This is a genomic window from Streptomyces sp. NPDC020875, from assembly GCF_040641415.1.
Classification (GTDB): Bacteria; Actinomycetota; Actinomycetes; order Streptomycetales; family Streptomycetaceae; genus Streptomyces.
In genome coordinates this window covers 63030-81341 of sequence record NZ_JBFADP010000026.1, presented here as the reverse complement: position 1 = coordinate 81341, position 18312 = coordinate 63030, and the positions used below count along the sequence as shown (strand labels likewise).

Here is an 18312-nt window from a genome sequence, read left to right as displayed (position 1 = left end):
CACTTCGGTGCGGAACGCTTCCCGGGATTCGGTGGCCCGACGGCCCCCGTCGAATCGATCATCTGGGAGTGTGAATGGAGAAGTCCCGACGGCGTTGCGGAAATCTCAGGCTTTCCCGCGATCCGGTCCGGCACGGCGCGTCCCGGCTCTGTGCCAAAGCCGCGACCTGCGGGGAACGGGGGCGGGGTAAAAACAATCCCGCCGGTCAAGGCTCCGAAGCCATTCTGAATGAATTCCTCGGCGCGCTGAGATCACACGCTCCGGGCTGTACCCGGCCGGAGTTGAAATCCTTGCAGCAGTCCCTGCTCGATGTGATGTCCGCGTTTCTCGCCCAGGGCCCGGAACCATCGGAAGTGCCACGGGCCGATTCCGGCGGCGGGGGAGCTGGCGGCGGCGCGGGCCGGGCCACCCTCCGGGAAATCCGCTCGTTCATCGAAACCCGACTGGCTGACCACGATCTGACCCCGCAGTCCGTCGCGGACCACCATCACATCTCGCTCAGCACTCTCTACTCCCTTTTCCGCGACCAGGAGGAGGAAGGCGTCGCCGCCTGGATCCGCCGACGCCGCCTCGAACGCAGCCGGGCCGACCTCGCCGTCGTCAACCGGCGGCAGCAGCCCATCCACGCCATCGCCGTCCGATGGGGCTTCACCGACGGCGCCGCCTTCAGTCGGGCGTTCCGCCAGGCGTACGGCATGAGCCCCCGGGCGTTCCGGCAGCGGGCCGGGGCGCGTGATACGTGATACACGCACGGCCAAGTTCTCCACACGGACGGCCAACTCGGCTCCCCGCCGCCTCCCTAATGTGTGAATCGCCCCGAAGAACCACCTAGCTCGTTTCGGGATCAGTGCCCGCAGGGGCCCGAACTCATAAGGAGATCATGGTGAATCGCATAGCGGCCAGGAAGGCCACGACGGCTGCCGCACTTCTGGCGGTCATGGGAATGGGAGTCGCCACGGCGGGTTCGGCCGTCGCGGCCGACAAGTCCGGCGGGGCCGACGGCGTCTCCGCTCCGGCGGCGGCGGTCAGCGCGCCGGTATCGGCGCAGGCGGGCCCGTTCCACCTCTGGGGCAGTGAGAGCTATAGCGGTCATACGGTCCATTTCACCGCCGATAACCACTGGCTGGGCGACAACTACTGGAATGGCACCAACATCCCGGTCGACAACGGCGCCAACTCCGCCGCGAACTACGGGACTCGTACTGTGGTCGCGTACACCATCGGTAGCAGGACCGGATCCTGCGGCGGCGACCCCTTCCCCGTTCTCGGTGGTGAGGCGTATTGGACCCTGGATTTGCGGCCCTGGGGTGGGAAGAACTTCAACAACACGTTCAGCTGCATCAAGTTCCAGTAGGCCCGACCCTCAACAGGTGCCCCGGCGCGTTCGGGCCGGGGCACCCCGCCGTGCCGTGACCGCTCACCCCGAAAGGGCTCCGGTGAACCGCGCCCGCCGTATCACTCTCCTCGCCTCGTCCGCGGTCGCCGTCGCGGTGGCCATCGCCCTTCTCGTCGCGCTCGCCCCCGGTGACCGGCCGTCCGCCGCGCCGCGCCCCACGCCAGACCCCGCCGTACCCGCGAGCCGGGTGGACATCTCGACCCTGGTACTTCCGTTCGACACCTATGAGACGACTCCGTACGAGAACCAAGTCATCGAGCAGGCCAAGGACCGGCTGCTCGGCGACTGCATGCGCGAGTCGGGTCTGTCCTGGACGCCGTTGCCCGTGCTCACCCGGTCGGATACCGAAGGCCCGCACGATCGTCGCTACGGGCTCGCCGATCCGGGTGTCGCCGCCCGCTACGGCTATCATCTGCCGCCGCTCTCCCCGGCCCGCAAGCGATTGGAGGCCGTATACGCCGACCGCGCCGACCTTCCGCTCCGGGAGCGAAATGCCGCGTTCGGGCCCAACAGTTCGACCGGGGGCTGTTGGAAGAAGGCCGATGAGCGGATGTTCCGTGGCGTCGAACGCGACCAGATGTCCCTGCTGGCCGGGCATTCGGCACAGACCTTCGACGTGGCCCGCCGAGATCCGCGCGTCTCCGCAGCCGACAAGCGGTGGAGCGCCTGTATGAAGAAGGCGGGCCACACCTATACCGACTCCTACCAGGCGCTCGGCGACCCGGCCTGGGGCAAGTCGAAACGGCCCATTGCCCGGGAGCGGGCCGTCGCCGTCGCCGATGTGCGGTGCAAGCGGGAGACCGGCTTCCTCACCACCTGGATCCGGGTCGACCAGGAGGTGCAGAACGCCGCCGTCCGGAAGAACCCGGCCCTCTTCCGGGACCTGGCCGAGGACCGGACCGCTCAGCTCGCGCTCGCGCGAAAGATCCTCGGCCGGTCGTGACCGGTCACGACCGGCCGCCGGGTCAGCCGATCGGTGCGCTCATTCCGCCGTCGGAGGGGCCGCCGACGTGCTTCGCGGCGGTCGAGGGGATCGAGCCGTTGGCGATGAGCTGTCGTACACCCGCCAGGTCGAAGCCGACCAGCTTGCCCTGGTTGGTGGTCGTGGTGTAGCCGCCGTTGGGCGCGCACATGACGGGCTTGTTGCCGTACGAGGTCGCCACGCACTCGTGCGCCGCCACGGTGCCGTCGCCGTTGAGGTCCTTGTTGGGGTGGTACAGCCCGAGGACATGGAGCAGTTCGTGCGGGAAGACGTTGTGCAGCATGTACTCGGGCAGGTACCAGCCTGTCCAGTACTCCGAGTTCATCTGGACGTGGCCGCCCCGGGCCGCGTTGTCGCCGGTCCAGCAGGCCAGGGCGCGGGACGCGCCGGGCTCGCCCAGCGGGCGGTAGATCTCGGCGAACTGGATCGTGCCCTGGGGCGGGCACAGCTCGGGGGCGACGTTGGTGACACCGCCGATGGATATGTTCACGCCTTCGGCCTGGAGCTGGGCGAGCGAGCGGGTGAGGAACGGGGTGTACTTGGTCTTGAGCGCCGTCGAGGTGAAGGTGATGGTGAAGACGGAGCCGGGCGCGATGCTGGTGACGCGGTGATGGGCCATCAGCTTCCAGCCGTTGCCCTCCAGCGGGCGTCCGGCGGCCACCGCCGGGTTGGCGGTCAGCAAGATCAGGAACGCCGCGACGACGGCGCCGACGACGGAGATTCTCGACTTCATCTCTTCGATTCCTCTGGCTTCTCGGATCGGGATGGGACGAACGCGGGAACGCTCCCGCCGATTCCGTCCGCCCGAGTGGCCGTGTCACCGGGGGAGTCGAAGATCCCGCGCCGGCTCATGCTAGGCAGCGCGCGGCCCCCGTAGGGGCCCGTCCGGCTATCGCGCGCACATTGGCACGGAATGCGTGCTGGTTCGGCGCCGGATCACAAGTGGCGCACCGGACGCGCACGGGCCCGGGACGACGTCCCGGGCCCGTGCGGCGTGCGTTTGCAGGCGCGTTACTTCGGCTCGACGACCCATTCGCCGCGCCGCATGACGCCCTTGAGGGTGAAGTCGGCGTCGAGGATCACCAGGTCGGCGTCCTTGCCCGGCTCCAGCGATCCGATCCGGTCGTAGAGGCCGAGGAGTCTCGCCGGGTTGACCGAGATGGCCCGGACGATGTCCTCGACCGGCAGCAGGTCGACGGTCGCGGCCCGGCGGAACGCGGTGTCCAGGGTCAGGGTCGAGCCCGCGATGGAGCCGCCCTCGACCAGCCGGGCGACGCCGTTGGTGACATCGACGGCCAGCGGGCCGAGCTGGTAGAGGCCGTCCTTGAAGCCCGCCGCGTCCATGGCGTCGGTGATGAAGGCGACCCGCCCGGCGCCCGCGCGGTGGAAGGCGAGTTCGAGGGCGGCCGGGTGGAGGTGCGTACCGTCGTTGATGAGTTCGACGGTGACCCGCTCGTCCTCCAGCAGCGCCGCGATCGGGCCGGGCGCGCGGTGGCCGAGCGGCGGCATGGCGTTGAAGAGGTGGGTGGCGACGGTGGCGCCCGCGTCGACGGCTTCGACGGTCTGCTCGTACGTGGCGTCGGTGTGGCCGATCGCGGCGATCACGCCGTGTTCGGCGAGCAGCCGTACGGAGTCGATGCCGCCGGGCAGCTCGGTGGCGAGGGTGACCATCTTCGCCGTGCCCCGGGCGGCGTCGATCAGCTTGCGGACCTCGGCCGGGTCGGGGTCGCGCAGCAGCTCTTCGCTGTGGGCGCCCTTGCGGCAGGGGGAGATGAACGGGCCTTCGAAGTGGAGGCCCGCGAGGTCGCCCTGCTGGACGAGTTCGGACAGCTCGGTCGCGCGCCGGGCGAGGAAGCCCGCGTCGGCGGTGACCAGGGACGCGACGACGGTGGTCGAGCCGTGCTCGCGGTGGGTGCGGACGCCGGTGAGTACCTCGTCGGCGGTGCCGGAGGTGAAGGAGGCGCCGCCGCCGCCGTGGTTGTGGAGGTCGACGAAGCCGGGGACGATCCAGTGCCCGGTGAGGTCGATGGTGGGCGCGCCGTCGGGCGCGGGGGCCGCCCCGGCCGCGGAGATCTTCGTACCGTCGACGGTCACGGTCCCGTTCTCGACCGTCCCGCCCGGCAGGACGACCCTGGCTCCGGTGAGGATCGTGCTGTCGGCGCGGGCGGCGCCCGCTGCGCTGTGGGCGAGTGCGGCGCTTGCGGCCATTAGGCGGTTACCTCCGAGTCGGTGGCGATCAGATCCCAGGCGAGCAGTCCGGCGCCCAGACAGGCGGCGGTGTCACCGAGGGCGGCCGGGACGATGGCGGGCAGCTTCTGGAACGTGACGCGCTCCTCGACGGCGGCCCTGAGTGGTGTGAACAACGTTTCCCCGGCCTCGGCGAGTCCGCCACCGATGATCAGGGTCCGTGGGTCCAGCAGGGTGAGCGCCGTGACCAGTCCGGCGGCCAGCGCGTCCACGGCGTCCCGCCAGACGGCGATCGCCCGGGGGTCGCCGGACTCGACGGCCTTGGCGCAGTCGGCGGCGTCCGCGTACGGGTCTCCGCTGGCCTCGGCCCAGGCACGTGTCACCGCGGCGGCGGAGGCCAGGGTCTCCAGACAGCCGCGCTGACCGCAGCCGCAGTCGGGTCCGTCGGGCCGGACGACGACATGGCCGATCTCGCCCGCGTAGCCGTGGGCCCCGGCCTCGATGGAGCCCTCGATGCCGATGGCGCCCGCGATGCCCGTACCGAGTGGTACGAACAGGAACCGGTCGTCGCCCTTCCCGGCCCCGATCCGCCCTTCGGCGAAGCCGCCGGTCCTGACGTCGTGCCCGAGGGCCACCGGGATCCCGCGCAGCCTGCGGCTGATCAGGTCCCGCATGGGTACGTCGCGCCAGCCGAGGTTGGTCGCGTAGACCGCGATCCCCCGCTCGGAGTCGACGATCCCGGGCACGGCGACCCCGGCGGCCAGGGCGCCGCGTCCGAAGTGGGTGACTCCGTAGTCGAAGAGCTCCTCGGCGAAGTCGAGGATCGACTGCACGACGGCGTCGGCTCCGCGCTCGCGCCCCGTCGCCCGCCGGTCCTCGTACAGGAGCGTGCCGTCCACCCCGACGAGGGCGGCTTTCATACCGGTGCCGCCCACATCGAGGGCGATGACATGTCTCACGCCCATAGTTTGGCTGGCGACCGGGGATAGGTCTAGTCCACTACATCTAATTGTTGCGGAGTCATACAAATGATGGGCCGGAGATTCGACGGGATATATCGCATCAAGTCTGGCCAATCCGCTTGTGGACGGCCCCGGAGGGGAGTGTTCCGATGGGGGAGGGAGTGGGGGTGAAGGGTGCTGGTTCAGTAAGCGCTTTCGGCTGAGGGGGGCGCTTCGGGGCCCGTGGGGGCGCGAGGAATCGCGCGGGAGCGCTCCGCCGGGCGAGGGCGGGGCGCGCGGGTCCCGGTCCCGGTTCCGTACCGCCACGGCTTCCGGGGCCGTACGGGTACGCGTACGGGTACGGCTCCACGCCGATGCGCCGCGCCGTACGGCTCCGTGCCCCCTGCGACTCCGGAGCCGTACGGCCCTGCGCCCGTGCGGGACCCCCGCACCCCGCCCGGCCCGGTGCTCGGCGCCGAGTGCTCGGTGTTTATTGGTCCGGCGCCCTCAGCCCGTCCAGCAGGATCGCCAGCCAGCGCCGCCAGGTCTCCGGCGGCGGGTTCTCCGACGGCGGGGCGTCGGGCGGCGGCATCACCGCGTCCAGCATCGCCGCGATCGACGGGATGTCCGCCGCCGTGACGTCCTTCCGCAGGGTGCCCTGGGCGTGGGCGCGGGCGACGAGGGCCGTGCAGTGGGCCGCGATCTCCGTCCGGGCGCGGGCGACACCGGCCGCGCCCGTACCGCCGCCGCGCATCAGTTCCCGCAGGCCGCGATTGGTCGCCGCGCGGGCGAAGGAGCGGGCGAGGAAGTCGCCGAACGCGGCGAAGGCGTCGTCCTCGGCGGCGGCCCGGGCGGCGAGGGCCGCGATCTCGTCGAGTTCACCGGCGAACACGGCGTCCGCGAGGGACTGCTTGTCGGGGAACTTCCGGTAGACCGTGCCGACGCCGACCCCCGCGTGATGGGCCACGTCGTTCAGGGTGGCCGCGAGTCCGCGGGCCGCGAAGACCTCCCGGCCCGCGTCGACGATCAGCCGCCGGTTCCGTTCGGCGTCCCGCCGCAGCGGCCGGGCCTCCGCTGTGGGCCGTGCTCCGTCCATTCCCGCGCCTTTCCCTCGGTCGAGCGGTCGAATCGGTCGGGTGAACCGATCGCGTGCACCGATGGCGTGCACCGATCACGTGAAGTGGATAAACCTTATCCGCTTCGATGTTACGGTGGCTCCATGAAAGCGGATAACTTCTATCCGGATCGGTGGGGAGTCGGCATGCGGACCGTGGTCGTCACAGGGGGTACGGACGGACTGGGCAAGGGACTCGCCCTGCACTACTTACGGCGCGGCGCCCGGGTCGTCGCCGTCGGCAGCACCCCCGCGAAGGGCGAGGCCCTGCTGGCGGAGGCGGGCCCGGCGGCGGACCGGGCCGTCTTCCTCCGCGCCGATCTGACCTCCGTCGCCGCCGCCCGCCGACTCGCCACCCGGATCGCCGCCGACCACGGACCCGTCGACGCGCTGATCCTCTGCGCCCAGCGCTACCGGCTCACCGGCCCCCGCGCCCTCACCCCCGAGGGCTTCGAGCACAGCTTCGCGCTCTCCTATCTGAGCCGTTACGTCCTCGGCCACGGGCTGCGTACGTCCCTGGAGGCATCGCCCCGGCCGGTCGTACTGAACGTCGCCACCCCCGGCGTACCCCTGGGCCGGATCCACTGGGACGACCTCCAGCTCACCCGCCGCTACTCCGGCACCCGGGCCGTGCTCCAGTCCTTCCGCGCCAACGATCTGCTCGGTGTCTCCTTCGCCGAGCTCTACGGACGGAGCGGCCCGGTCCGCTACGTCACCTACAACCCGGGGGTCGTCGCCACCGGCATGCCCGACCATCTGCCGGGCGTACTGCGGACCCTGACGAAGGCGCCGTTCAAGGTCCTGGCGACCCCGGTGGACCGGGCGCTGCCGCCGATGACCGGGCTGGTCGACGACCCGCCCGTCGAGCCGTTCACGGCGTACCGCGGCGACCGCCGGATCAGGACCGACCGGCCCGCCTTCGACCGCGACGCGGCCCTCCGCCTGCACTGCCTCACCCGCGATCTGCTGGAGACGGTGCCCGGGGCACGGGGCTGAACGGGCCCGGCGCGCGGTACTACTTTCTGACCAGCCGGGCGGCCCCGGCATCGTCGCCCGCGCCCGTGTCGATCCGGTACTCCTCGACGACCAGCGCTATCCGCTCGTACGCCGCCGCCGGGTCGCCTTCCACCGCCAGCTCCGGAACGTCGACCTCGGTGGCGCTCTGCCCCGGCCCGAGCGGCGGATTGGCGGGCGGCGTGCCCGGCGGATGGGCGACGGCGCCCACGATGGCGCCCTCCTGGTCGTGTACGACGGTCAGCAGCATCGGACACCCCTTCACACCTTGGTCAGGGAGACCCAGAGGGTCACGTACCGGACCGTGGGCTCACCGACATTGGTGAGCGTCACCCACAGCACGTACTCGAAAAAGATCAGGTCGCCCTGGACGTGCGGAATCTTCTGGAGGTACGTCTCCTGAGCCCAGACGGCCGTCCGGTTGTGGCCGTATCCCTCGGGCGCCTCCGTCCCGGGGTGGGCGGTTGCCGTGATGGTCCCGTCGAACGGCTCGAACGGTCCGACGGTGATGGTCTTCGCACCCCCGGTCGGCAGGCACTGAGGTCCGATCAGGGACTTCATATCCAGGAGATACGGCCCGAGGAAGGAGATCGTTGCCACGGTGACGCGCCTCCAGACGGTGGGCGATGAGCTGCGTCCCGCCGTTCCCAATGTTCCCGGTGTTCCCGGTGTTCCTGACGGTTCCGGCGGGTCCGGGCACTCCCCTTTTCACCGTAGGCGCGCCGGGAGCGGGCCGCACGCGGGCGGGGGAAGGGGCGCGGGACGTGGCGCGGGGGCGGGACGACGGCGGCGCGGGGGCGGGACGACGGCGGTGGCGCGGGGCGCCCGTGGCGCGCCCGGGCGGCCCGGTGTTGCCTTCCCATCACATCCCCGTACAGAGCCGATCACGTTGCCGGGTCACCCTCGTCGCCATGCCGAACTCCTGGAAACCCGGTGGGACCACGCCCGACGCCCGTCCGGGCCGCCCGTGAGCCCGGCGCACCGGCGCCCGACGCGGCGCGGACTGCTCGCCCTCGGCGGCGGACTCGTCCTGGCGCCCGTCTCGGCGGCCGTCCTCCTCACGACGGGCCGGACGACACCGCGCCCGTCCGCCGAGTCCCCGCCGTCCCGGGACGCCCCCCGCCCCCTGCTGGCCTCGGCCGCGCCACCGCCCCGGCCTCCCGGCTGGATGGACGGCGCCGCCCGGAAGCCGATCGCCGGGAACTTCACCCCGGAGGGCCGGACCGCCCAGCGGGGACTGATCCTGCACGTCCAGGAGGGCGAGGGATCCCTCTTCGAACGGTTCTCCACCCCCGCGTACCGCAGTTCGGCCCACTTCTGGGTCTCCCAGGCGGGCGAGATAGAGCAGTACGTCTCGATCCACGACCGGGCCTGGACCCAGCGCGCGGGCAACGCGGCCTGGGCGTCGATCGAGACCTCCGGCTTCGCCCGGAACCCCCTCACCGGCCCCCAGGTCGAGGCGGTCGCCCGGGTCTACACCTGGGGAGTCCGGGTCCACGGCTGGCCCGTCGAGGTCACGGACTCCCCGGAAGGCGCCGGCCTGGGCACCCACTCCATGGGCGGCGCGGCCTGGGGCGGCCACGCCTGCCCCGGCACCGCGCGTTCGGCCCAGCGCGCGGCCGTGATGGACCGGGTCCGCCGGGCCCTGCGGGTATGACGAGGCGACCGCCGATGCCCCGCCCCGCCCCGCCCCGGCCCGGACCCGGTCAGCGGATGGCCCTGATCATCACGGCGAGTTCCGGCGCGTCGGCCGACGCCCGGCTCCGGCCGATGTCCTCGTACCCCCACGACCGGTAGAGCGCGTGGACCCGGCCGTCCCCGGCGGCCGGATTGACCATGAGCGTCACATACGTCTCGTCCCGGGCGGTGTCGAGCAGCGCGTCGTGCAGCCGGCGCGCCGTACCGGTCTTCCGCCAGGCGGCCCGGACCCCGAACTCCCGCAGTGCCAGGGCCGGACGGCCGGTGTACCGCTCGGACGGTTCCGGGGTGGTGCGCTGCCAGTGCCGGTGGCCGGGGCCGATGGTGTTGCCGTAGGCGTAGCCGACCGGGTGGCCGTCGGCGTAGCCGAGTACGGCCGTGAACCCGGGATCGGCGCCGTGCCGGTCCAGTCGCTCGCCGAACGCGGCGAGCGAGTAGTTGGGCAGATGGAGGAGCGGGGCGCGGACATCGGCGTAGACCTCGAAGAGATCGTCGCGGACGGCTTCGAGGGCGGTGAAGGTACGGAGTTCGGCGGCGCGGGCCATGGTCATGCGGCGGACCTCCGGGATGCCGGTCGGGACACGTACGCGGGCGGCACGGCAGAAGGCCCCGGTCTCCTGGCGGAGAACGGGGCCTTCTCGTTGAGCGCTGGGCAGGCCTTGCACCTGCATCCCCCCACGGGAAGTGGGGTGTCTTTCCTTGGACCACCAACGCGCGATCCGCTTCTCCGGGTTTCCCCGGCGCGTCTTCTGTGAAGATCATACCGCATGCCGCCGGTGGTTGGGTAACGCGGCGCGGGGGCCGACGGATCGTCACCCGGACGGCCGGGCAGGGCTCGTACGGCTCGGGAACGGCCGGCGGACGCACCACGGCGGACATGCCCCGGGGCGGACATGCCGTCACTTCGGTGAACCCGGCGGCCGGAGCGGGCGGTCCGGCCGCGACCGGGGTACATATCCACCCATGACCGGACAGGGGCCTGACGCCCGGGAGACCGCCCGCGCCCTGCTGGAGTACGTCGGCGGCGCCGGGAACGTACACGAGGTCGCGCACTGCATGACCCGGCTGCGGCTGCGGCTCGCCGACCCGGGCGCCGTACGGCGGGACGAACTGTACGGGCACCCCGCCGTCCTGGGGGTCGTGGCGGACGGGGACGCGTACCAGATCGTCCTCGGGCCCGGGGTCGTCGACCGGGTGACCGCCGCGTTCGAGGAGTTGATCGCGGCGGACCCGCCGGGCGCCCGACCCGGCGGGGTCAAGGCCGTCCTGCGGCGGGTGGCGAATGTCTTCGTACCGCTGATCCCCGCCCTCATCGGCTGCGGAATCGTCGCCGGGATCACGGGCGTCCTCGCCAACCTCGGAGTCGCCCCCGGGCTCACCCCCGCCCTCGCCGCGATCTCCGGCGGCTTCATGGCCCTGATCGCCGTCTTCGTCGGCTACAACACCGCCCGCGAGTTCGGCGGCACGCCCGTACTCGGGGGCGCCGTCGCCGCCGTCGTCGTCTTCCCCGGCGTCGAGCGGATCGAGGTCTTCGGCGAACGGCTCCACCCCGGGCAGGGCGGTGTCTTGGGCGCGCTCGGCGCCGCGCTGGTCGCCGTCGCCGTCGAGCGGTTCTGCCGGGGCCGGGTGCCCGCCGCGCTCGACGTCCTCGTCACCCCGGCCGTCACCGTCGTCGCCGCCGGGCTCGCCACCCTCTACGGACTCATGTACGCCGCCGGAGAGGTCGCCGCGGCCGTCGGCGCCGCCACCGACCGGCTGCTGGCGGCGGGCGGAGCCGTCGCCGGATTCGTCCTCGGCGGACTCTTCCTGCCCCTGGTCATGCTCGGACTCCACCAGGCCCTCATCCCCGTCCACGCCACCCTCATCGAGCAGCAGGGCGCGACCGTCCTGCTGCCGATGCTCGCGATGGCGGGCGCGGGCCAGGTCGGCGCGGCGGTGGCGGTGTACGCGCGGCTGCCCCGCAACCCGGTGGTACGCGGCACCGTCCGCTCCGCCCTCCCCGCCGGACTCCTCGGCGTCGGCGAACCCCTGATCTACGGGGTCTCCCTCCCGCTGGGCCGCCCGTTCGTGACGGCCTGCGTCGGCGGCGCGTTCGGCGGCGGCTTCGTCGGCGCCTGCGCGATGCTCGGCGACCGGGTCGGCGCGACCGCCATCGGCCCCTCGGGATGGGCCCTCTTCCCCCTGCTCAGCGGCGACGGCGGCATGTGGGCGACGGCGGCGGTGTACGGGGGCGGACTGCTGACGGGCTACGCGGTCGGCTTCGCCGCGACGTACTGGTTCGGCTTCACCCACGACATGCTCACGGAACACGACCGGGCCCCGGCGGGACGGGACGCGCCGCCCCCCGTCACCCCCCGCACCACCACGCGCTGACGCGCCCCCAAGCGCCTTGGCCCTCCCGGGCCGCGCCCGGCGGCCTGGTGTTGTTCGCGGCCTGCGGGCCGCAGGTGGCTTGTCGCGCAGTTCCCCGCGCCCCTAAAAGCTCTCCCCGGCACGGCCCCTGAAAAGGGGCACCCGCCCCTGGAAGAGGGGCCCGTCACTTTTCCGAGGGCGGTCAGGAGGGCAACCAGGGGCGCGGGGAACTGCGCGAACAGCCACGACGGTGGTGCGGACCGCGAACAACACCAGGCCGCCGGGTGGGACCCGGGTTGTGGGCCTCAGCCGGAGGGCCAAGGCGCTGGGGGTCCCCCCATTGCCGAAGGCATAGGGGGCGGAACTGCGCGAACAGCCACCCACGGTCCGCAGGCCGCGAACTACGCCAGGCCGCTGGGCGAGACCCGAGTATTGGGCGAGACCCGGGTAGCGGCGAATACGGAGGAACGCGGGTTCGGGCCGGCGGGCCGTCGGTCCACGCGCCCCCCGCGCGGGTGGACCGACGGCACGCCGGACGGGTTCCGGCGGGCGTGAGCGGTGAACCGTACCGGCGGTGTGTCGTCGCGTCGCGCCCGCCGTCCGTTCGCGGTCGGACGGTGGGTGACGCGGGTCATCCGCCGGTACGGAGCTTCGTCACCGGCTCGCGCACACCGACGGGACCGCCCGTACGAGGGCCAGGGTGTGCAGCCGGTCGAGCTGCTTCTCGTGGCGTACGTGTACGGCGGTCACGGCCAGGGCGCCGAGGCAGGAGCGGGCGGACCGGGCCCGGTCCGATGCCGCTACGGCGCGTACCAGTTCGGTGTTGACGCGGTTGATCTCCTTGCGGATCTCGGTCAGGTCGGGGCGTTCGGTGGGCGCCTTCGACGGGTCCTCCGTCCACTGCCGGTGCAGCTCCCGCTGGACCAGCTTGTTGGCCTCGATCTGGTCGCGGAAGATCGCGACCGTGGCTTCCGGGTCGGCTCCGGCGGCCTCCGCCTGCTGCCGTACGGAGTCGAGGACGATCTGCTCACGGGCCGGGTCGTCGATGGGGCTGTCGGTGCCCCATTTGGCCGCCGCGACCCGGTCGGCGGTGGCCAGTCGTTCGGCGGAGAGCCTGGTCAGCGTCAGCAACTGCCCATAGGCCGAGGCCGGGACGGAGGCGGAGGCCGTGGTCGGGACGGGCGCCGCCGCCGGGCGGGCGCTCGCAGGGGCGGTGCCCGCTGCCAGCGCCCCGGCCGCCACGACGGCGGAGAGAGCGAGCCGGACGGAGCCCCGGCGGGCGGCGGCGGTACGGGTACGGGTACGGGTGGCGCGGTCGGACATGGCGGTGTCGGTTCCCTCGGTTCGACGGTGCCCGGCGGTGGTCGGTCGCCGGTCGGTCACTGCGGGCCCGTGTCCCTCAGGAGCCGGACGAGCCGTCCGGCACGGGTCCCGTCCTCCAGGAGGGACTCCACCAGGGGACCGGTTCCGTCGTCCGAACGTGTCTTCTCCAGATACGACTTGACGGGTGCGGCGTCCGTACCCAGCTCGGGACCGGCCGCCAAAGCGGCCCGTACGGTCGCGTAGTCGAGGCCCGTGGCCGCCAGCCGCGCACCGCCGAGCTGCCGTACGTCGGCGCCGGTCACACCTTCCCGGGCGAGCAGTGGATGGGCGGCGGCGACCTCGTGGGTGGCGAGCGCGGCCAGCAGGGCGTGCTCGGTGCCCACCCGCCGGTGGCTCAGCGACCTGGCCTGCTCGTAGGTCTCGTGGTGGACCCACTGCGCGGGCGCGCTGGCCCAGTTGACGCCCCTCAGGAGCCAGCGCCGCAGCCGGTTCATGGGGTACTGGCGGCGGCCGATCAGGAATTCCCGGGTGCTGTTGAGCGCCGGGTCGAGGCGGCGCGCCGGGACCCCCGTACCCGGCGCGCCTTCTTCCCCCGTCCCGCCCGTACCGTCGTCCGGTACGTCGCCGTCGAGCCGGGCCCGTACCGCGCCCGGGGTCGTACCGCAGAGCGCCAGCACTTCGGCGTACCGGCCGTCCGGCTCGTTCAGCAGCCCCCGCAGCAGATGCTCGGGCAGTACCTTGCCGATACCGGAGTCCGCCGTCCGGCCGTCCGCCGCCGCCAGCTCGATGGCGTGGTCGAAGGCGCGGCTCGCGGTACCGGTCAGCAGCCGGTCCTCGTCCCCGTCCTCGCCGACGACGGCGAGCGACGACACGCTGTGTTCGGCGTCGTCGTCCCCGGCCCACTCCCCGGCGCCCGCCTCGCCGCCGCGCTCGCGCAGCACCGCCGCGACCATGGTCGTGGTCACTCCCTCGGCGGCGAGTGCCTCTTTGGCCGGGCTCTTGGTGTCGGTGATGCCCGCCAGCAGGTGTTCGGTACCGATGGTGTCGGAGTCCGTCGCGCCCCACGCGGCGCCGAGGATGCCGATCACCCGCCAGCCGATGTCGAGCTGCTGATCGCGTTCCATGCCGTCCTCCTCGCCGCCGTTCGCCGCCGTACGCCGCTTGTCGTGCCGGGTAAAGATTCGCCGGTACGGGGGAGGGGGCGCGTCCGCCATTGGTCGTGCTCGCCGACGACGAAGGTCGTTCCGGTGGGCCGCGGGCGGGCGCATGCATGACGAAGCGGCCCGGATCCGTCGCGTACCTACGGGTCGGGGCCGCTCGGCGGTCGAGTGGTCGGGGTCCGGTCCGGTCGGGTCCGGTCGCGGGACGGGTCAGTCCGGCAGGGACGCCGTCAGGTCCACCTCGACGAGCTGGCCGGGGTAGCCCAGCTGCGCCACGCCCAGCAGGGTGCTCGCGGTGGAGAACGCGGCGGCGAGACCGGTCTCGTTCAGCCGGTCCCACGCCTCGGCGAGTACCACCTCGTCCGGGGTGACGATGTAGATCACCGAGCGCACGACGTGCTCGGGGCCCGCGCCCACGGCGGCGAGCGCGGTCAGCGCGTTGGCCGCGACCTGGTCGATCTGGGCGTTCAGATCGCCCTTGCCGACGACGTCGCCGGACAGGTCGAGCGGGCACTGCCCGGAAAGATAGGCGGTACGGCCCGCCTCGACGACGGTGATGTGGTGGTAGCCGGGGGTGGAGTGGAGTCCTTCGGGATTGACGCGTTCGATCTTGTCGCTCATGGCTCCATCCTCCGGAACGGAACGGATGTACGCACTCCGTTTTCTTCGGGAGGGGCCGCGCGGGGAGCGGAGACGCCTTCCCACCGAATCGGCGGGAAGGCGTCGGGAGCCGTCAGAAGGCGTCAGAATCGGTCTGAAGCGGTGGTCAGAAGCGGTCCGCCGGGGTCCTCGGGATCCCCGGGAGCGACGGCCACCGCTGCTGCCCCTGCTTCTTGGCGGCGGGACCGGCCGACGGGTTCGCCGCACAGGTCACGTCCTTGCCCGGCAGCTCGCCCGTGACCAGGTACTTCGTGGTGACGTTGTCCGCGCACTCACTGATGCCGTACCGGTAGACGCCGTGCGTCTCGCCCTCGTCGACGGTGACCATCCGGGAGCCCTTGAGCGCCCGGTGCATGCCCTGCGCCGTGAACAGCGGCGTCTGGGAGTCCCATTCGGCCTGCACGATCAGCGACTTCACCGAGTTGTTCACCTTCGTCGTGGGCTCGGCGGGCCGGTCCCAGAACGCGCACGGGGTGATGTTGGAGGTGTGGTCGCCGAAGACCGGGTACCGCTTCGCGTCCCGGACCGAGTCCCGCGCGTAGGTCGCCGGGTTCCTCGGGGCCGCCGCGTCACCGCAGGCCACCGCGTGGAAGGCGGAGATGTCGGCGTCCGGCATCGTCAGATCGGGGGCCGGGGGTACGGGCTTGCCGTCCGCCGCGTCCTTGAACAGTTGCAGGATCTGGGCGCCTTCCTCCTTGTAGAAGAAGAGCGGTCGCATGAACTGCCGTACCTGCGCGCCGTCGAAGGTGGTCTCCCCGATCCGCAGCGGCTCCCGGTCGGCCCGGGCGACGAGGTCCCAGAAGGTCTTCGCCACGGCCTGCGGCGTGGAGCCGAAGCCGAGCCGGGCGTTCTCCTTCGACGCCCAGGTCAGCCAGCGGTCGTACGCGGGCTCCGCGCCGCTCGCCCAGGCCCTGAGCATGTCGCGCCAGGCCAGCTTCGGATCGACGGCGCTGTCGAGCACCATCCGGTCGGAGCGGTGCGGGAACATCTGGGTGTAGACGGCGCCGAGGTAGGTGCCGTACGAGACCCCGATGTAGTTGATCTTCTTCTCGCCGAGGGCGGCCCGGATGGCGTCCATGTCACGGGCGGTGTTCCGGGTGGTGAAGTGCTGGAGGTCGGTGCCGTACTTGGTCCGGCACTTGTCCGCGAAGCCCTTCGCCCAGGCGACGCTCGCCGGGAACGCCGCCTTGCTGTACGGGTCGAACAGCTTCCGCTCGGCCGGGGCCGTACCGCAGGTCACGGGGTTGCTGGCGCCCACCCCGCGCGGGTCGAAGCCGATCAGGTCGTAGCGGTCGAGTACGTCCTTCGGCAGTCGCTGGCCCCAGTCCAGCGGGTCGTTGAGGCCGGAGCCGCCGGGTCCGCCGGGGTTGAAGAGCATGACGCCCCGGCGGGTCGCCGGGTCGGCCGCGGCGATCCGGGAGACCGCGACGTCGATCTTCTTGCCGCCGGGGTTCTTGTAGTCCAGCGGCACCTTCAGGGTGGCGCACTGGAAGTTCGCGGGCTGGTCGGCGGAGCACCGCTTCCAGTCGAGCTGCTGAGCCGCCGACGCCGACGTCGTCGCGGTACCGGCCGAAGACGCGGCGGACGCCGGGGCGGTGGCGGTGATCAGCGGGGTGAGGGTGGCCACGGCGGTCGCCGCGGCCACGGGTATGAATCGTCGTGCGCGCACGTACGTTCCTCTCCAGGGGATCGGGTTTCTACGGGACCGGACGGTCAGGGGCGCGGGGCCCGAGGGCGCCGCGGGTCAGCCGCGTGCCGTCCGGGGCGCGAGGAGCGGCGGTCCGATCCGCCGCTCGGGGTTCTCGGCGACACCCGGGTCGGGCCTGCACAGGGTGTCCTGCGCGGGCAGCCGGCCGGTGACGAGATAGGTGTCGGCGTGCCGCACGGCGCAACTGCTGGCGCCGGAGTCGTAGACGCCATGGCCCTCGCCCTCGTCGACGAGGACCAGCCGGGCGCCCTTCATGGCCTCGCGGAGCCCGGTCGCGTCGGGCAGCGGGGTCTGGGAGTCCCACTCGTTGTGCAGGATCAGCGCGCCGACCCGGTTGTCGACCTTCGTGGTGGGTTCGGCGACCCGGTCCCAGAAGGCGCACGGGGTGATGTTGGAGGCGAAGTCCCCGAAGACCGGATAACGGACCTTGTCCCGGGCCGCTCGGCGGGCGTACGACTTCGGATCCGTCGGCCAGTCGGCGTCGCCGCAGGTCACGGTCCACAGGGCGGAGGCGAAGTCCTCGGGGACCGGATGTACGGGCGGGGCGCCGGTGACGGGCTTCCCGGCCGCCGCCTCCTTGAGGGCCACCAGGTACTCGCTCGCCTTCGCCCTGATGAAGAAGGCCGGGCGCATCGAGCTGCGGATGGTGTCGCCGTCGTAGCGCCGCCCCTCGGCCTCGATCGGCTTCCGCTCGGCCCGGCGGACCAGGTCCCAGAACGTGTCGGCGACGGCCTTCGGGGTCCGGCCCAGCCCGTAGCGGGCGTGGCGTTCGGCGGCCCAGCGCGTCCACCGGTGGAACGCCTTCTCGGTCTCCGGCGCCCACAGCCGGAAGTCCTCCTGCCAGACCCGCGCGGGGTCGACGGCGCTGTCGAGCAGGATGCGGTCGGAGCGGTCCGGGAAGAGCTGGGTGTAGACGGCGCCGAGGTACGTCCCGTACGAGATCCCGAAGTAGTTGAGCTTCTTCTCGCCGAGGGCGGCCCGGATGGAGTCCATGTCACGGGCCGTGTTCCGGGTGTTGAAGTGCTTCAGCCCGGCGCCGAACCTGGTCCGGCACTTCTCCGCGAAGGACCGGGCGAGTGCGGTGTCGCGGGCGAACGTCTCCTTCTTGTAGGGGCGTTCGATCCCGGCCTCGTCGGGCGTCAGCCCGCAGCTCACGGGCGTGGATTGGCCGATGCCGCGCGGGTCGAAGCCGATCAGGTCGTACCGGTCGAGTACGGCCTTCGGCAGCAGCTCGCGCGCCGCGCCGGGGAGGTCGAGCCCGGGGCCGCCGGGCCCGCCGGGGTTGAAGAGCAGCACACCCCGGCGGAGCGCCGGATCGGTCGCCGGGATCCGGGAGATCTCGACATCGATCTTCTTCCCGCGGGGGTTCTTGTAGTCCAGCGGCACCTTCAGCGTCGCGCACCGCAGGTCGGGCGCGGCGGCGGTGGGACAGTCCCGCCAGTGGAGCCCCCGGGGCTCCTGCTCGGCGGCGGGGGTCGCCGGGGCGGCGGGGGCGGCGGGGGCGGCACTGGCCGGGGCGCCGCCGAGCAGCGGCGTCAGCATGGCGAGCACGCCGACGGCGATGAGTGGTAGCGGACGTCGTCTTAGCTGCACGAGGTGTTTCCTTCCATGGGGTCTACGGCGCGAGGTCTCGCCTGGCTACCCGGGTCTCGCCCGGAGACCGGGCGTTGTCGGCGGTCTGCGGCCCGTCCGTGGCTTGTCTCGCAGTTCCCCGAGCCCCTGGTTGCCCTCCTGAACGCCCTCGAAAAGAGACCGGCCTCCTGCCAGAGGCAGGGCG

General features: G+C 72.3%; 18 protein-coding genes. 6 read left to right on the top strand and 12 right to left on the bottom strand.

From position 1 onward, the window contains the following. Window positions 1–281 precede the first annotated feature (281 nt). The 3 genes from AB0G74_RS17300 to AB0G74_RS17290 all read left to right on the top strand — a co-directional run bounded on the left by AB0G74_RS17300 (window position 282) and on the right by AB0G74_RS17290 (window position 2339). Window positions 282–743, top strand: a complete 462-nt coding sequence (locus tag AB0G74_RS17300) for a helix-turn-helix transcriptional regulator (protein WP_361146693.1) — start codon at window positions 282–284, stop codon at window positions 741–743. A gap of 137 nt (window positions 744–880) precedes the next feature. Continuing rightward, complete coding sequence (locus AB0G74_RS17295) at window positions 881–1354, top strand: hypothetical protein (RefSeq protein WP_361146690.1); 474 nt, start codon at window positions 881–883, stop codon at window positions 1352–1354. Window positions 1355–1436: 82 nt separating this feature from the next. Further along, window positions 1437–2339 (top strand): hypothetical protein, encoded by a 903-nt coding sequence (locus AB0G74_RS17290; RefSeq protein WP_361146687.1) that lies wholly within the window; start codon window positions 1437–1439, stop codon window positions 2337–2339. A 22-nt stretch (window positions 2340–2361) separates the two neighbouring features. Here the strand turns inward: AB0G74_RS17290 and AB0G74_RS17285 are convergent, their stop codons facing one another. The 4 genes from AB0G74_RS17285 to AB0G74_RS17270 form a co-directional block, all read right to left on the bottom strand. After that, window positions 2362–3111, bottom strand: coding sequence for a hypothetical protein (locus AB0G74_RS17285; protein ID WP_361146684.1), 750 nt, complete (start codon window positions 3109–3111; stop codon window positions 2362–2364). Window positions 3112–3389: 278 nt separating this feature from the next. Continuing rightward, the gene (gene nagA, locus AB0G74_RS17280) at window positions 3390–4586 is read right to left on the bottom strand and encodes an N-acetylglucosamine-6-phosphate deacetylase (protein ID WP_361146681.1); all 1197 of its coding nucleotides are present in this window, start codon (window positions 4584–4586) and stop codon (window positions 3390–3392) included. Continuing rightward, the gene (locus tag AB0G74_RS17275; RefSeq protein ID WP_361146677.1) at window positions 4586–5524 is read right to left on the bottom strand and encodes an ROK family protein; all 939 of its coding nucleotides are present in this window, start codon (window positions 5522–5524) and stop codon (window positions 4586–4588) included. The genes nagA and AB0G74_RS17275 overlap by 1 nt, the downstream gene beginning before the upstream one ends. 472 nt (window positions 5525–5996) lie before the next feature. After that, entirely contained in the window at window positions 5997–6602 is a 606-nt protein-coding gene (locus AB0G74_RS17270; RefSeq protein WP_361146674.1) for a helix-turn-helix domain-containing protein, read from the bottom strand. A gap of 123 nt (window positions 6603–6725) precedes the next feature. Between AB0G74_RS17270 and AB0G74_RS17265 the strand changes: the two genes are divergently transcribed. Beyond that, entirely contained in the window at window positions 6726–7616 is an 891-nt protein-coding gene (locus tag AB0G74_RS17265; RefSeq protein ID WP_361146671.1) for an SDR family NAD(P)-dependent oxidoreductase, read from the top strand. A 19-nt stretch (window positions 7617–7635) separates the two neighbouring features. Here the strand turns inward: AB0G74_RS17265 and AB0G74_RS17260 are convergent, their stop codons facing one another. Both AB0G74_RS17260 and AB0G74_RS17255 read right to left on the bottom strand, forming a co-directional pair. After that, complete coding sequence (locus AB0G74_RS17260) at window positions 7636–7884, bottom strand: hypothetical protein (protein ID WP_361146668.1); 249 nt, start codon at window positions 7882–7884, stop codon at window positions 7636–7638. A gap of 11 nt (window positions 7885–7895) precedes the next feature. After that, window positions 7896–8234 (bottom strand): hypothetical protein, encoded by a 339-nt coding sequence (locus AB0G74_RS17255; RefSeq protein WP_361146664.1) that lies wholly within the window; start codon window positions 8232–8234, stop codon window positions 7896–7898. Between the two features lie 367 nt (window positions 8235–8601). Here AB0G74_RS17255 and AB0G74_RS17250 point away from each other — a divergent pair, with 367 nt between their 5' ends. Continuing rightward, window positions 8602–9291 carry an N-acetylmuramoyl-L-alanine amidase gene (locus AB0G74_RS17250; protein WP_361146661.1) on the top strand — a complete coding sequence of 230 codons (690 nt, stop codon included), beginning with the start codon at window positions 8602–8604 and terminating at the stop codon, window positions 9289–9291. A 49-nt stretch (window positions 9292–9340) separates the two neighbouring features. On the opposite strand, the gene AB0G74_RS17245 is transcribed toward AB0G74_RS17250, so the two are convergent. After that, on the bottom strand, window positions 9341–9883 hold the full coding sequence (locus AB0G74_RS17245; protein ID WP_361146659.1) for a GNAT family N-acetyltransferase: 543 nt from the start codon (window positions 9881–9883) through the stop codon (window positions 9341–9343). Window positions 9884–10295: 412 nt separating this feature from the next. Here AB0G74_RS17245 and AB0G74_RS17240 point away from each other — a divergent pair, with 412 nt between their 5' ends. Then, window positions 10296–11705 carry a PTS transporter subunit EIIC gene (locus tag AB0G74_RS17240; protein WP_361146656.1) on the top strand — a complete coding sequence of 470 codons (1410 nt, stop codon included), beginning with the start codon at window positions 10296–10298 and terminating at the stop codon, window positions 11703–11705. A gap of 633 nt (window positions 11706–12338) precedes the next feature. Here the strand turns inward: AB0G74_RS17240 and aroQ are convergent. The 5 genes from aroQ to AB0G74_RS17215 form a co-directional block, all read right to left on the bottom strand. After that, the gene (gene aroQ / locus AB0G74_RS17235) at window positions 12339–13007 is read right to left on the bottom strand and encodes a gamma subclass chorismate mutase AroQ (RefSeq protein ID WP_361146653.1); all 669 of its coding nucleotides are present in this window, start codon (window positions 13005–13007) and stop codon (window positions 12339–12341) included. 56 nt (window positions 13008–13063) lie between these two features. Continuing rightward, window positions 13064–14131 (bottom strand): Clp protease N-terminal domain-containing protein, encoded by a 1068-nt coding sequence (locus tag AB0G74_RS17230; protein ID WP_361146649.1) that lies wholly within the window; start codon window positions 14129–14131, stop codon window positions 13064–13066. Between the two features lie 246 nt (window positions 14132–14377). Further along, window positions 14378–14788 (bottom strand): RidA family protein, encoded by a 411-nt coding sequence (locus AB0G74_RS17225; RefSeq protein WP_361146646.1) that lies wholly within the window; start codon window positions 14786–14788, stop codon window positions 14378–14380. A 145-nt stretch (window positions 14789–14933) separates the two neighbouring features. Continuing rightward, window positions 14934–16496, bottom strand: coding sequence for an alpha/beta hydrolase (locus AB0G74_RS17220; protein ID WP_361146643.1), 1563 nt, complete (start codon window positions 16494–16496; stop codon window positions 14934–14936). A gap of 75 nt (window positions 16497–16571) precedes the next feature. Further along, window positions 16572–18128 carry an alpha/beta hydrolase gene (locus AB0G74_RS17215; protein ID WP_361146640.1) on the bottom strand — a complete coding sequence of 519 codons (1557 nt, stop codon included), beginning with the start codon at window positions 18126–18128 and terminating at the stop codon, window positions 16572–16574. Between the last annotated feature and the right edge of the window lie 184 nt (window positions 18129–18312).